Origin of the sequence: Mesorhizobium sp. M0410 (assembly GCF_040321435.1) — a bacterium.
Taxonomy (GTDB): domain Bacteria; phylum Pseudomonadota; class Alphaproteobacteria; order Rhizobiales; family Rhizobiaceae; genus Mesorhizobium.
In genome coordinates this window covers 1-14633 of the sequence record NZ_JAMYRN010000044.1, presented here as the reverse complement: position 1 = coordinate 14633, position 14633 = coordinate 1, and the positions used below count along the sequence as shown (strand labels likewise).

The following is a 14633-nucleotide window of genomic DNA, read 5'->3' as shown; positions in this document are numbered from 1 at the left end:
AAATGTACGGGGTTCCACCGCCCTCCGCGAAAATTTACCGGCCCCCGGTGCACCCCGCGGGCGCATTGGTTAAATTAAATACCGCTGTCCGCCCGGGCGCCGGGGGCCGCCCCGCCCGCCACTCCCATCACGTCTAGGGGAGGCTCATAGCGCGAAGAGTGCGAAAACCTCTTTCCTGAGGGCCGCAAACCGGCCTTCAGGAAACGGGTTTTCTCCCGTTTCTGGCCCACCGCCAATTGGTGGTGGGTGAAAAGACAAGAAGCCGCCGACAGGCGGCGGGCAACAAGACAGGGCCGCCAAGGTGGCCCGAGATGCAAGGCGAGCCGCGGCGAGGCTCGTCCCGAGAATTGAGCTAAGGAGCGACGATGGCCCAGACCCAGACTTTCAATGGCCGCAGACGCGTACGCAAGTTTTTCGGAAAGATCCCGGAAGTTGCGGAGATGCCGAACCTGATCGAGGTTCAGAAGGCATCCTATGACCAGTTCCTGATGGTGGAGGAGCCCAAGGGCGGGCGTCCTGACGAGGGGCTGCAGGCAGTTTTCAAGTCGGTCTTCCCGATTTCCGATTTTTCCGGCTCCTCGATGCTGGAATTCGTGAAGTACGAGTTCGAGGGACCGAAATTCGACGTTGACGAATGCCGTCAGCGCGACCTGACCTACGCGGCGCCGCTCAAGGTGACGCTGCGCCTCATCGTGTTCGATATCGACGAGGATACCGGCGCGAAGTCGATCAAGGACATCAAGGAGCAGGACGTTTACATGGGCGACATGCCGCTCATGACCTTGAACGGCACCTTCATCGTCAACGGCACCGAGCGCGTCATCGTCTCGCAGATGCACCGTTCGCCGGGCGTCTTCTTCGACCATGACAAGGGCAAGTCGCACTCGTCCGGCAAGCTTCTGTTTGCCGCGCGCGTTATTCCCTATCGCGGCTCATGGCTCGACATCGAGTTCGATAGCAAGGACGTCGTGCACGCCCGTATCGACCGCCGCCGCAAGATTCCGGTCACGTCGCTGCTGATGGCGCTCGGCATGGACGGCGAAGAGATCCTGTCGACCTTCTACAACAAGATCACCTACAAGCGCGCCGGCGACCATTGGCGTATCCCGTTCAACGTCGAGCGTTTCCGCGGCCTCAAGGCCGTTGGTGACCTGGTTGACGCCGACACCGGCGAGGTCGTCGTCGAGGCCGGCAAGAAGATCACTGCCCGCCAGGCCAGGGCGCTTGGCGAAAAGGGTCTCAAGGCGATCAAGGCGACCGACGAGGATCTGCTCGGCAACTATCTCGCCGAGGATATCGTCAACTATGCGACCGGTGAGATATTCCTCGAAGCCGGCGACGAGATCGACGAAAAGACGCTGAAAGTGCTGCTCGGCACCGGCGAGGACGAGATCAAGGTTCTCGACATCGACCATGTCAACGTCGGCGCCTATATCCGCAACACGCTCAACGTCGACAAGAACGAGAGCCGCCAGGACGCACTGTTCGACATCTATCGTGTCATGCGCCCGGGCGAGCCGCCGACGCTCGAGACCGCCGAAGCCATGTTCAACTCGCTGTTCTTCGACAGCGAGCGCTACGACTTGTCGGCCGTCGGCCGCGTCAAGATGAACATGCGCCTCGAGCTCAAGGCCGAGGACACCGTGCGCGTGCTGCGCAAAGAGGACATCCTGGCCGTGGTCAAGACGCTGGTCGAACTGCGCGACGGCAAGGGCGAGATCGACGACATCGACAATCTCGGCAATCGCCGCGTGCGCTCGGTCGGCGAGCTGATGGAGAACCAGTACCGCGTCGGGCTGCTGCGCATGGAGCGCGCGATCAAGGAACGCATGTCCTCGATCGAGATCGACACGGTGATGCCGCAGGACCTGATCAACGCCAAGCCGGCGGCTGCCGCCGTGCGCGAGTTCTTCGGTTCCTCGCAGCTGTCGCAGTTCATGGATCAGACCAACCCGCTGTCGGAGATCACCCACAAGCGCCGTCTTTCGGCGCTTGGACCGGGCGGTCTGACCCGCGAGCGTGCCGGTTTCGAAGTGCGCGACGTGCATCCGACGCATTACGGTCGCATCTGCCCGATCGAGACGCCGGAAGGCCCGAATATCGGCCTGATCAACTCGCTGGCGACCTTCGCGCGGGTCAACAAATACGGCTTCATCGAGAGCCCGTACCGCAAGATCGTCAATGGCAAGCTGACCAATGAGGTCGTTTACCTGTCGGCTATGGAAGAGGCCAAGCACCACGTCGCGCAGGCCAATGCCGAGCTCGACAAGAATGGTCATTTCGTCGACGAATTCGTCATTTGCCGCAACGCCGGCGAAGTGATGATGGCGCCGCGCGAAAACGTCGATCTGATGGACGTATCGCCGAAGCAGATGGTGTCGGTGGCCGCGGCCCTGATCCCGTTCCTCGAGAACGACGACGCCAACCGTGCGCTGATGGGCTCGAATATGCAGCGTCAGGCCGTGCCGCTGGTGCGCGCCGAAGCGCCGTTCGTCGGCACTGGCATGGAGCCGATCGTCGCCCGTGACTCGGGCGCCGCCATCGGCGCCCGCCGCGGCGGCATCGTCGACCAGGTGGACGCGACGCGTATCGTCATCCGCGCCACGGAAGATCTCGATCCCGGCAAGTCCGGCGTCGATATCTACCGGCTGATGAAGTTCCAGCGTTCGAACCAGAACACCTGCATCAACCAGCGTCCGCTGGTGCGCATGGGCGACCGGGTCAACAAGGGCGACATCATTGCCGACGGCCCGTCGACCGAGCTCGGCGATCTGGCCCTCGGCCGGAACGTGCTGGTCGCGTTCATGCCGTGGAACGGCTACAACTACGAGGATTCCATCCTTCTGTCCGAGCGCATCGTCGCCGACGACGTCTTCACCTCGATCCACATCGAGGAGTTCGAAGTCATGGCCCGCGACACCAAGCTCGGGCCGGAGGAGATCACGCGCGATATCCCGAACGTCTCGGAAGAAGCGCTGAAGAACCTCGATGAGGCCGGCATCGTCTACATCGGTGCGGAAGTGCAGCCGGGCGACATCCTGGTCGGCAAGATCACGCCGAAGGGCGAAAGCCCGATGACGCCGGAAGAAAAGCTGCTGCGCGCCATCTTCGGTGAAAAGGCCTCGGACGTGCGCGACACCTCGATGCGCATGCCTCCGGGAACCTTCGGGACCGTCGTCGAAGTGCGTGTCTTCAACCGCCACGGCGTCGAGAAGGACGAGCGCGCCATGGCGATCGAGCGCGAGGAGATCGAACGCCTCGCCAAGGACCGCGACGACGAGCAGGCGATCCTCGACCGCAACGTCTATTCGCGCCTTTCCGACGTTCTTGTCGGCAAGGAAGCGATTGCCGGGCCGAAGGGCTTCAAGAAGGGCTCGAAGCTGTCGAAGGACACGCTGGACGAGTATCCGCGTTCGCAGTGGTGGCAGTTTGCCGTGGAGAACGAAAAGCTCCAGAGCGAGCTGGAAGCCCTGCGTGGCCAGTACGACGATTCCAAGAAGGCGCTCGAGCAGCGCTTCATGGACAAGGTCGAGAAGGTGCAGCGCGGCGACGAAATGCCTCCGGGCGTCATGAAGATGGTCAAGGTCTTCGTGGCCGTGAAGCGCAAGATGCAGCCCGGCGACAAGATGGCCGGCCGGCACGGCAACAAGGGTGTCGTGTCGCGGATCGTTCCGGTCGAGGACATGCCTTTCCTCGAGGACGGCACGCATGCCGATATCGTGCTCAACCCGCTGGGTGTGCCGTCGCGCATGAATGTCGGCCAGATCCTGGAAACGCATCTGGGCTGGGCTTGCGCCGGAATGGGCAAGAAGATTGGCGATCTGATCGACGCGTACAAGACTGCGGGCGACATCAAGCCGCTGCGCAAGACGCTCGAGAGCTTCATGCCGGCCAACGACCGCAACGAGCCGATCCGCGAATATGACGACGAGAGCATCATTCGCCTCAGCGAGCAGATGCGCCGCGGCGTCTCCATCGCGACACCGGTGTTCGACGGCGCGCACGAGGCCGACATTAACATCATGCTGGAGCAGGCGGGCCTGCACACCAGCGGTCAGTCGCAGCTCTATGACGGACGCACCGGCGAGCCGTTCGATCGCAAAGTGACGATGGGCTATATATATATGCTCAAGCTTCACCACCTTGTGGACGACAAGATCCACGCGCGTTCGATCGGGCCGTACTCGCTCGTTACCCAGCAGCCGCTGGGCGGCAAGGCGCAGTTCGGTGGCCAGCGCTTCGGCGAGATGGAGGTCTGGGCGCTCGAAGCATACGGCGCCGCCTACACGCTGCAGGAGATGCTGACGGTGAAGTCGGACGACGTCGCCGGCCGCACCAAGGTCTACGAGGCGATCGTCAGAGGCGACGACACCTTCGAAGCCGGCATCCCCGAGAGCTTCAACGTTCTCGTCAAGGAAATGCGGTCTCTCGGCCTCAATGTCGAGCTGGAGAACACCAAACTCGACGACAACCCGATCCGGCTGCCCGACGCGGCCGAATAAGCAAGACGCTCGGTCGCGGGAGAGGGCTCTCGCGACCGGGGCGCACCCAAATTCTTCGGCCGATGGCCGATCAAGTCGGCGGGCGTTTGGCCCGCGCTAGATGCAAGGGGTTTCGAGGACCCCGAAAAGGAGAACGGCATGAACCAAGAGGTCATGAATCTCTTCAATCCCCAGGCGCCCGCGCAGGTGTTCGATTCCATCAGGATCTCGCTTGCCAGCCCTGAGAAGATTCTGTCCTGGTCGTTCGGCGAGATCAAGAAGCCGGAGACCATCAACTACCGCACCTTCAAGCCGGAGCGTGACGGTCTGTTCTGCGCGCGCATTTTTGGTCCGATCAAGGACTATGAGTGCCTGTGCGGCAAGTACAAGCGCATGAAGTACAAGGGCGTCATCTGCGAGAAGTGCGGCGTCGAAGTCACGCTGTCGCGCGTCCGCCGCGAGCGCATGGGCCATATCGAACTGGCGGCACCGGTCGCCCATATCTGGTTCCTGAAGTCGCTGCCGTCGCGCATCGGCACGCTGCTCGACATGACGCTGAAGGACATTGAGCGGGTCCTCTACTTCGAGAACTACATCGTCACCGAACCCGGCCTCACCGCGCTGAAGGAGCACCAGCTGCTCAGCGAGGAAGAGTACATGATGGCCGTCGACGAGTATGGCGAGGACTCGTTCACCGCCATGATCGGCGCCGAGGCGATCCACGACCTTCTGGCCGGCATGGACCTCGAGAAGATCGCCGGCGATCTGCGTTCGGAACTGGCTTCGACCACCTCCGAGCTCAAGCAGAAGAAGTACCTGAAGCGGCTCAAGGTCGTCGAGAACTTCATGGAATCCGGCAACCGTCCGGAATGGATGATCATGAAGGTGGTTCCGGTGATTCCGCCGGACCTGCGTCCGCTTGTCCCGCTGGACGGCGGCCGTTTCGCCACGTCCGACCTGAACGACCTTTATCGCCGCGTCATCAACCGCAACAACCGCTTGAAGCGGCTGATCGAGCTGCGCGCGCCCGGCATCATCGTGCGCAATGAAAAGCGCATGCTGCAGGAAGCCGTCGATGCACTGTTCGACAACGGCCGTCGCGGCCGCGTCATCACCGGCGCCAACAAGCGTCCGCTGAAGTCGCTGTCCGACATGCTGAAGGGCAAGCAGGGCCGGTTCCGCCAGAACCTGCTCGGCAAGCGCGTCGACTATTCCGGCCGCTCGGTCATCGTCACCGGTCCGGAGCTCAAGCTGCACCAGTGCGGCCTGCCGAAGAAGATGGCGCTCGAACTTTTCAAGCCCTTCATCTACGCCCGTCTCGACGCCAAGGGTTACTCCTCGACCGTCAAGCAAGCGAAGAAGTTGGTCGAGAAGGAGCGTCCGGAGGTCTGGGATATCCTCGACGAGGTCATCCGCGAGCATCCGGTGCTGTTGAACCGCGCGCCGACGCTGCACCGCCTCGGCATCCAGGCGTTCGAGCCGATCCTGATCGAAGGCAAGGCGATCCAGCTTCACCCGCTGGTCTGCACGGCCTTCAATGCCGACTTCGACGGCGACCAGATGGCGGTCCACGTGCCGCTGTCGCTGGAAGCGCAGCTCGAAGCCCGCGTGCTGATGATGTCGACCAACAACATCCTGCACCCGGCTTCCGGTGCGCCGATCATCGTGCCGTCGCAGGACATGGTTCTCGGTCTCTACTATCTCTCGATCGTCAACCAGAACGAGCCGGGCGAGGGCATGGTGTTTGCCGACATGGGCGAGCTCCAGCACGCGCTCGAGACCAAGGCGGTGACGCTGCATGCCAAGATCAAGGGGCGCTTCCGTACGGTCGACGCCGACGGCAAGGTCGTGTCGAAGATCTACGACACTACGCCTGGCCGCATGATCATCGGCGAACTTCTGCCGAAGAACCACAATGTGCCGTACGAGACCGCCAACCAGGAGATGACCAAGAAGAACATCTCCAAGATGATCGACACCGTCTACCGCCATTGCGGTCAGAAGGAGACGGTCATTTTCTGCGATCGCATCATGGCTCTCGGCTTCAGCCACGCCTGCCGTGCCGGCATTTCGTTCGGCAAGGACGACATGCTGATTCCGGACGCCAAGATCAAGCTGGTGTCCGACACCGAGGCTTTGGCCAAGGAGTACGAGCAGCAGTACAATGACGGCCTGATCACCCAGGGCGAGAAGTACAACAAGGTCGTCGACGCCTGGGCCAAGTGCTCGGAAAAGGTCGCCGACGAAATGATGGCCCGCATCAAGGCTGTCGAGTTCGAGGACAACGGCCGTCAGAAGCCGATGAACTCGATCTACATGATGTCGCACTCCGGTGCGCGCGGTTCGCCCACCCAGATGCGCCAGCTCGCCGGCATGCGCGGTCTGATGGCCAAGCCTAGCGGTGAAATCATCGAGACGCCGATCATCTCGAACTTCAAGGAAGGCCTCACCGTGCTCGAGTACTTCAACTCGACCCACGGCGCCCGCAAGGGTCTGGCCGACACCGCCTTGAAGACGGCGAACTCGGGTTATCTGACGCGTCGTCTCGTCGACGTGGCACAGGACTGCATCGTCAACTCGCTCGACTGCGGCACCGACAAGGGCCTCACCATGCAGCCGATCGTCGATGCCGGTCAGGTCGTCGCCTCGGTTGGCCAGCGCGTTCTCGGCCGCACCTCGCTCGACGACATCACCCACCCGGTCACCGGCGAGGTTCTGGTCAAGGCCGGAACGCTGATGGACGAGCGTGACGTGGAACTGATCGAAAAGGCCGGCGTGCAATCGGTCCGCATCCGTTCGGCGCTGACCTGCGAGGTCAGGGTCGGCGTCTGCGCGGTCTGCTACGGACGCGATCTGGCCCGCGGCACGCCCGTCAACCAGGGCGAGGCTGTCGGCGTCATCGCGGCGCAGTCGATCGGCGAGCCGGGCACCCAGCTCACCATGCGCACCTTCCACATGGGCGGCACGGCGCAGGTGGTGGATTCCTCGTTCCTTGAAGCCTCGTACGAGGGCAAGGTCGAGATCCGCAACCGCAACGTGGTGCGCAACTCCGACGGCCAGCTGATGGTCATGGGCCGCAATATGGCGGTGCTGATCCTCGACGAGGCCGGCAAGGAACGCGCCACGCACCGCGTCACCTACGGTTCGCGCATCTTCGTCGACGATGGCGACAAGGTGAAGCGCGGCCAGCGTATCGCCGAGTGGGATCCTTATACCCGCCCGGTCCTCACCGAAATCGAGGGCAAGGTCGCGTTCGAGGATCTGGTCGACGGCATTTCCGTTCAGGAAACCGCCGACGAATCGACCGGCATCACCAAGCGCGAGGTCATCGACTGGCGTTCGACGCCACGCGGCAACGACCTCAAGCCGGCGATCGCCGTCCTGGATGCCAAGGGTAAGGTCGGCAAGCTGTCGAAGGGTGGCGACGCCCGCTTCCTGCTCTCGGTCGAGGCCATTCTTTCGGTCGAGCCGGGCGCACAGGTTCGCCCCGGCGACGTGCTGGCGCGTATTCCGATGGAAAGCGCCAAGACCAAGGACATCACCGGCGGTCTGCCGCGTGTTGCCGAGCTGTTCGAGGCACGCCGTCCGAAGGATCACGCCATCATCGCCGAGATCGATGGCACGATCCGCTTCGGCCGCGACTACAAGAACAAGCGCCGTATCATCATCGAACCGCATGACTCGACGCTTGAGCCGGTCGAATACCTGATCCCGAAGGGCAAGCCGTTCCATCTCCAGGACGGCGACGTCATCGAGAAGGGCGACTACATCCTCGACGGCAATCCGGCGCCGCACGACATCCTGGCGATCAAGGGCGTGGAGGCGCTTGCCTCCTACCTCGTCAACGAAATCCAGGAGGTCTACCGACTGCAGGGCGTGTCGATCAACGACAAGCACATCGAGGTGATCGTTCGCCAGATGCTGCAGAAGGTCGAGATCACCACGCAGGGCGATTCGACCTACATTCCGGGCGACCACGTCGACGTGATCGAACTGGAAGAGGTCAACGAGCGCCTGGTCGAGGAAGGCAAGAAGCCGGCAGAAGGCCAGCCGGTGTTGCTCGGCATCACCAAGGCCTCGCTGCAGACGCCGTCCTTCATCTCGGCCGCCTCCTTCCAGGAGACGACGAGGGTGCTGACCGAAGCTGCGGTTGCCGGCAAGACCGACATGCTGCAGGGGCTGAAGGAAAACGTCATCGTCGGCCGGCTGATCCCGGCCGGCACCGGCGGCACGATGAGCCAGATCCGGCGCATCGCCACCTCGCGCGACGAACTGATCATCGACGAGCGCCGCAAGGCGTCCGGCGTCGAGGTCGCCGAGCCGATGCTGACCGACATGGCTTCCGCCGCGCAGTAAGCGCACAAGAAAGAGAAGATAGAAAAGGGGCCCAAGTGGCCCCTTTTCGCATTTTGGTTCTCTAATCGGATCGGAGAAGAAAACGATGAGCATGAAGACCTGGGCTTCTGTCGACGACTACATTGTCGAGGCTTTTTTCGATGCGGATCCCGCCCTCGATGCCGTTCTGGCGGCCAACCATGACCACGGCCTGCCGGCGATCGATGTTTCGCCGGCACAAGGCAAGCTGCTGTCACTTCTTGCGCGAATGCAGGGAGCCAAGAAGGTACTCGAAATCGGCACGTTGGGCGGCTACTCGACAATCTGGATGGCGCGAGCGTTGCCCGTGGACGGCAAGGTCGTGACACTCGAGCTTGACCCGCACCACGCCAGTGTCGCGCGGTCGAACTTTGAACGCGCAGGGGTGTCGGACCGGTAGAACTGCGGGTCGGACCGGCGCTTCAATCGCTTGCGGCGTTAGGCGCCGAGAATGCCGGGTCGTTCGACTTCATCTTCATCGACGCCGACAAGCCGAACAACCCGCACTATCTGTCGTGGGCCATGCGTCTTTCGAGGCCGGGGACCGTCATCGTCTGCGACAATGTCATCCGTGACGGCGCGGTGGTGAATGAAGATGGTCGTGACGCCAATGTCGAAGGGGCACGCGCGGCGTTCTCGTTCATCGGCAGCCACAAGCGTCTGGAAGGCACCGCGATCCAGATTGTTGGCGCCAAAGGCTATGACGGCTTTGCTATAGCGATCGTCAATTGAACTTGCGCGGTGAGTGGCCGGACATGCGATCCGGCCGACGCCCGCTGATCAATCGAAAAAAGCTTGCACCACATTGCGCTTGCCCAGCATGAAGGCGTCGGCGACGTGCTGAAGGGGCGCGAGATCGACGTCGGAGGTACCCGCGCGCACGATCTCGGCAAAGCGCCTGTAAAGCATCGGGTATTCCGCTTCCGGCTCCTCGTGAACGACGCGGCCGTCGACGGCGAGCTTCGAGCCGCCGCCGGAAAGCACCATTTTACCCCGGTCCGTCTCGGCCAGGATGTCCCAGCTCTGCGGGCCGGTCTGAAGCCAGTCGAGTTCCATCGTCACTGGCAATCCGTCCGAGGTGCGGAAGGTGACATGGGCCGCGACCGGGGATGCACGGTTCTCCGGAAAATCGAGCTCTGCCGAACTGATGAACATTGGCGGCAGGATGTGGGTGGCGATCGACAGTGCGTTGATGCCCGGATCGAAGACGCCGAAGCCGCCCGGTGCCCAGATCCATTCCTGATTCGGATGCCAGCGGCGGACATCTTCCTTCCAGATGATAGCGGCCGATCTGATTTTGGTTGAACCGAGGAAAGCGCGAGCGGCCTCGACAGCCGGCGCATAGCGTGAATGCCAACTGGCGAACAGGCAGACGCCGTTCGCTGCCGCCAGCGCTTTCAGGTCCTCGACCTCGCTGACGGTCGCGCCCGGCGGCTTTTCCAGGAAGACATGCTTTTTCGCCACCAGCGCCGTGCGTGCGGCGTCATAACGGAACTGCGGCGGCATGCAAAGCGACACCGCCTCGAGCTCCGGCACCGAGTCGAGCATCGCCTCAATCGTCGGGAAATTCGGGATGTCTTCGACTTTGCCGTGGCGGCTCGCTGCGGCGACCAGGCGATAATCCTGGTCCTTCGCCAAGGCCGGCAGGTGCTGGTCGCGGACGATCTTTCCCACGCCCACGATGCCGAGCTTGATGGGATTAGAGGACATGGGAGCTCCGCAGGTTGAGTGTGCTTGGTTTTACCAGAGGTCGCTTCTTAGCAGAGAACTTGTGTCGGGCAAGTCGCCGGGCTTTTGTCGCCGGCCGTGAGATCGACCGCGATTCAGATCTCTTCAGATCGGCACATCGAAGGTCACGATTGACACTTCGCCTTCGAGCGCGCCCTGATAGGCGGACAGATGCGGCTCCTCGTCGGGCACGCCGTCCAGGTCGCCGATCTGGTCGAGCTCGGCCTCGGCGTAACCTTCCGCGGCAAGTGATTCGAGAGCGCGGCGCACCGCCGAATCGTCGTCCGGGGCGACCAGCATCACATGCACGCCTTCCGGCTTGCCGCCTTTGCGCTTCCACACCCGGCCGGTAATAATGGTGACCGGGCGCTCCTCATTGTCATTCACGGGTTCGTACCTCCGGGCGAGGGGTTTTGGGCTGTTCATGCCGCCTTTTCGCACGAAGCACGGCGTGGAAACAGCCGCAAGCCGGTCACTTTCTGCCTTCCTCTTGAAAAACGGCGCAAGAAAATTACATGCGTTTTTCGCATGGCTGCCAAACCTCGGGTTCAGCGCAATATTTGCCGCTCCGGGGTTGACGGACAGTGGCCACACGAGTAGAAGCCGCCCAGTCAGAACCGATGTGAGGCTCTCGCTTCCGAAGCGACACGCTTTGGAGTTTGCCTCAAACAGGGTTCGTTTTACGAGCGAAAAGACATTTCCGGCGTGCATGAAGCGGCTTCCGCTTCCTCTGCCATTTGTTCGGGCAAGACCGCGAGGCGCGGTTTGTGGCCCGAATTTGCGTATGGAAATGACGCTTTGAGCGGCCCTGACCGGGCAAGACACGGAATTGAGAGACAAGAGGGTTTAATGCCTACCGTCAACCAGCTGATCCGCAAGCCGCGCATTGCGCCGGTGAAGCGCAACAAGGTCCCGGCCATGCAGCAGAACCCGCAGAAGCGGGGCGTCTGCACGCGCGTCTACACCACGACGCCGAAGAAGCCGAACTCGGCGCTGCGCAAGGTGGCCAAGATCCGCCTGACCAATGGTTTTGAAGTGATCGGTTACATCCCCGGCGAAGGCCACAACCTTCAGGAGCACTCGGTGGTGATGATCCGTGGCGGCCGCGTCAAGGATCTTCCGGGCGTCCGTTACCACATCATCCGCGGCGTGCTCGACACGCAAGGCGTGAAGAACCGCAAGCAGCGCCGTTCGAAATACGGCGCCAAGCGTCCGAAGTGACCGAAGCGTAGCCAAGGTCGTTCCGGACGGCGTCAAGCGACGATCCGGGATCCAGGCCACCGCGTAGAATTGAGGCAGAGAAAAAATGTCCCGTCGTCACAGTGCAGAAAAGCGTGAGATCAATCCGGACCCGAAGTTCGGCGATCTGATCGTCACCAAGTTCATGAATGCCGTCATGTATGATGGCAAGAAGTCGGTTGCCGAGACCATCGTCTACGGCGCGCTCGACCAGGTCCAGTCCAAGACCAAGCAGGAGCCGGTCACCGTCTTCCATCAGGCGCTCGACAATGTCGCGCCGCATGTGGAAGTGCGTTCCCGCCGCGTCGGCGGCGCCACATACCAGGTTCCGGTCGACGTGCGACCCGAGCGCCGGCAGGCATTGGCCATCCGCTGGCTGATCGCTGCCGCCCGCAACCGCAACGAGACCACCATGGTCGACCGCCTCTCCGGCGAGCTGATGGATGCGGCCAACAACCGCGGCACCGCCGTCAAGAAGCGTGAAGACACCCACAAGATGGCAGAAGCCAACCGCGCTTTCGCGCACTACCGCTGGTAAAGCGCGAACGAGACTGAAGAGGCACCTCCCATGGCCCGCGAATATAAAATCGAAGACTACCGCAATTTCGGTATCATGGCGCATATCGACGCCGGCAAGACGACGACCACCGAGCGCGTCCTCTATTACACGGGCAAGTCGCACAAGATCGGCGAAGTCCACGACGGCGCTGCCACCATGGACTGGATGGAGCAGGAGCAGGAGCGCGGCATCACCATCACGTCGGCCGCCACCACGACCTTCTGGAAGGGTCGCGACGGCAAGATGTATCGCTTCAACATCATCGACACCCCCGGCCACGTCGACTTCACCATCGAGGTCGAGCGTTCGCTGCGCGTGCTCGACGGCGCCATCGCGCTGCTCGATGCCAATGCCGGTGTCGAGCCGCAGACGGAGACTGTCTGGCGCCAGGCCGACAAGTATCGCGTGCCGCGCATGATCTTCTGCAACAAGATGGACAAGATCGGCGCCGACTTTTACCGCTCGGTCGAGATGATCGGTTCGCGCCTCGGTGCGCATGCCGTCGTCATGCAGTTGCCGATCGGCGCCGAGACCGAGTTCAAGGGTGTCGTCGATCTCGTCGAGATGAACGCGCTGGTCTGGCGCGACGAGACGCTGGGCGCTGCCTGGGACATCGTCGAGATCCCTGCCGACCTCAAGGCTCGTGCCGAAGAATACCGCGAGAAGATGATTGAGGCCGCCGTCGAAATGGACGAAACGGCGCTCGAGAATTACCTCGAAGGCAAGATGCCGAGCAACGACGAGATCCGTGCGCTCATCCGCAAGGGCACGATCGCGGTGAAGTTCTATCCAATGTTCTGCGGCTCGGCCTTCAAGAACAAGGGCGTGCAGCCGCTGCTCGACGCCGTCGTCGAATATCTGCCGTCGCCGGCCGATGTGCCTGCCATCAAGGGCGTCGACGCCAAGACCGACGCCGAGATCGAGCGTCATGCCGACGACAACGAGCCGCTGTCGATGCTCGCCTTCAAGATCATGAACGACCCGTTCGTCGGTTCGCTCACCTTTGCCCGCATCTATTCGGGCAAGCTCACCAAGGGCATCTCAGTCGACAACACCGTGAAGGGCAAGAAAGAACGGATCGGCCGCATGTTGCAGATGCATGCGAATTCGCGCGCCGACGTCGAAGAGGCGTTTGCCGGCGACATCGTCGCCCTCGCTGGTCTCAAGGACACCACCACCGGCGATACGCTCAGTGATCCGCTGCATCCGGTCATCCTCGAGCGCATGGAATTCCCCGATCCGGTCATCCAGATCGCCATCGAGCCGAAGACCAAGAACGACCAGGAAAAGATGGGTCTCGCCCTTCACCGCCTGGCCGCCGAGGATCCGTCCTTCCGCGTCAAGACCGACGAGGAAAGCGGCCAGACGATCATCTCCGGCATGGGCGAACTTCACCTCGACATCATCGTCGACCGCATGCGTCGCGAGTTCAAGGTCGAGGCCAATGTCGGCGCGCCGCAGGTGGCCTACCGCGAGACGATCACCCGCAAGCACGAGCAGGACTACACGCACAAGAAGCAGACCGGCGGTACCGGCCAGTTCGCCCGCGTCAAGATCCTGTTCGAGCCGAATCCGGAAAGCAGCGAATTCGAGTTCGAAACCAAGATTGTCGGCGGCGCTGTGCCGAAGGAATACATCCCCGGTGTCGAAAAGGGCATCAACAGCGTCATGACCTCGGGCCCGTTCGCCGGCTTCCCGATGATCGGCGTCAAGGCGACGCTGATCGATGGCGCCTACCACGACGTGGACTCGTCGGTTCTGGCCTTCGAAATCGCCGGCCGCGCCTGCTTCCGTGAAGCAGCGCCCAAGCTTGGCGTGCAGTTGCTCGAGCCGATCATGAAGGTCGAGGTGGTGACGCCGGAAGATTACGTCGGCAGCGTTATCGGTGACCTGAACGGCCGTCGTGGCCAGATCCAGGGCCAGGAAGCCCGCGGCGTCGCGGTGGTCATCAACGCGATGGTTCCGCTCGCCAACATGTTCAAATACGTGGACAACCTTCGCTCGATGAGCCAGGGCCGCGCGGCCTACACGATGCAGTTCGACCATTACGAGCCGGTCCCGACCGCGGTCGCCCAGGAAGTCCAGAAGAAATACGCGTAACTCGAAACGAGTTGCACCAGTAACTTAATTCAAGGCCCGCACGGGCTGGCAGGAATGGAGAGATCACATGGCAAAAGGTAAATTCGAGCGCACTAAGCCTCATGTGAACATTGGCACGATTGGTCACGTCGACCATGGCAAGACGTCGCTGA

General features: G+C 62.1%; 7 protein-coding genes and 2 pseudogenes. 7 read left to right on the top strand and 2 right to left on the bottom strand.

What is annotated here, in order from left to right; translation table 11 throughout:
- Positions 1-365 precede the first annotated feature (365 nt).
- The 3 genes and pseudogenes from rpoB to NKI63_RS29825 all read left to right on the top strand — a co-directional run bounded on the left by rpoB (position 366) and on the right by NKI63_RS29825 (position 9587).
- On the top strand, positions 366-4502 hold the full coding sequence (gene rpoB / locus NKI63_RS29835) for a DNA-directed RNA polymerase subunit beta (RefSeq protein ID WP_352509951.1): 4137 nt from the start codon (positions 366-368) through the stop codon (positions 4500-4502).
- Positions 4503-4640: 138 nt separating this feature from the next.
- Positions 4641-8837: a DNA-directed RNA polymerase subunit beta' gene (gene rpoC / locus NKI63_RS29830; protein WP_352824062.1), complete on the top strand. Its 4197-nt coding sequence runs from the start codon at positions 4641-4643 to the stop codon at positions 8835-8837.
- Between the two features lie 85 nt (positions 8838-8922).
- A pseudogene (locus NKI63_RS29825) lies at positions 8923-9587 on the top strand (O-methyltransferase).
- Between the two features lie 48 nt (positions 9588-9635).
- Here the strand turns inward: NKI63_RS29825 and NKI63_RS29820 are convergent.
- Together NKI63_RS29820 and NKI63_RS29815 are read right to left on the bottom strand one after the other, a co-directional pair.
- Entirely contained in the window at positions 9636-10565 is a 930-nt protein-coding gene (locus NKI63_RS29820; RefSeq protein WP_352509899.1) for a Gfo/Idh/MocA family protein, read from the bottom strand.
- Between the two features lie 123 nt (positions 10566-10688).
- Positions 10689-10970 carry a transcriptional regulator gene (locus NKI63_RS29815; protein ID WP_254817147.1) on the bottom strand — a complete coding sequence of 94 codons (282 nt, stop codon included), beginning with the start codon at positions 10968-10970 and terminating at the stop codon, positions 10689-10691.
- Positions 10971-11432: 462 nt separating this feature from the next.
- Between NKI63_RS29815 and rpsL the strand changes: the two genes are divergently transcribed.
- From rpsL to NKI63_RS29795, 4 genes and pseudogenes are all read left to right on the top strand, one after another.
- Positions 11433-11804 (top strand): 30S ribosomal protein S12, encoded by a 372-nt coding sequence (gene rpsL, locus NKI63_RS29810; RefSeq protein ID WP_006333356.1) that lies wholly within the window; start codon positions 11433-11435, stop codon positions 11802-11804.
- Positions 11805-11889: 85 nt separating this feature from the next.
- Complete coding sequence (gene rpsG, locus NKI63_RS29805; RefSeq protein WP_008875664.1) at positions 11890-12360, top strand: 30S ribosomal protein S7; 471 nt, start codon at positions 11890-11892, stop codon at positions 12358-12360.
- A gap of 30 nt (positions 12361-12390) precedes the next feature.
- Positions 12391-14481, top strand: coding sequence for an elongation factor G (gene fusA, locus NKI63_RS29800; protein ID WP_254817148.1), 2091 nt, complete (start codon positions 12391-12393; stop codon positions 14479-14481).
- 67 nt (positions 14482-14548) lie between these two features.
- Positions 14549-14633: pseudogene (locus tag NKI63_RS29795) on the top strand (GTP-binding protein); the annotation flags it as partial.

Coding starts and splice junctions, on each gene's coding strand:
- NKI63_RS29820 (WP_352509899.1), bottom strand. CDS start 10,565: ATGTCCTCTAATCCCATCAAGCTCGGCATCGTGGGCGTGGGAAAGATC.
- rpsG (WP_008875664.1), top strand. CDS start 11,890: ATGTCCCGTCGTCACAGTGCAGAAAAGCGTGAGATCAATCCGGACCCG.
- rpsL (WP_006333356.1), top strand. CDS start 11,433: ATGCCTACCGTCAACCAGCTGATCCGCAAGCCGCGCATTGCGCCGGTG.
- rpoC (WP_352824062.1), top strand. CDS start 4,641: ATGAACCAAGAGGTCATGAATCTCTTCAATCCCCAGGCGCCCGCGCAG.
- rpoB (WP_352509951.1), top strand. CDS start 366: ATGGCCCAGACCCAGACTTTCAATGGCCGCAGACGCGTACGCAAGTTT.
- fusA (WP_254817148.1), top strand. CDS start 12,391: ATGGCCCGCGAATATAAAATCGAAGACTACCGCAATTTCGGTATCATG.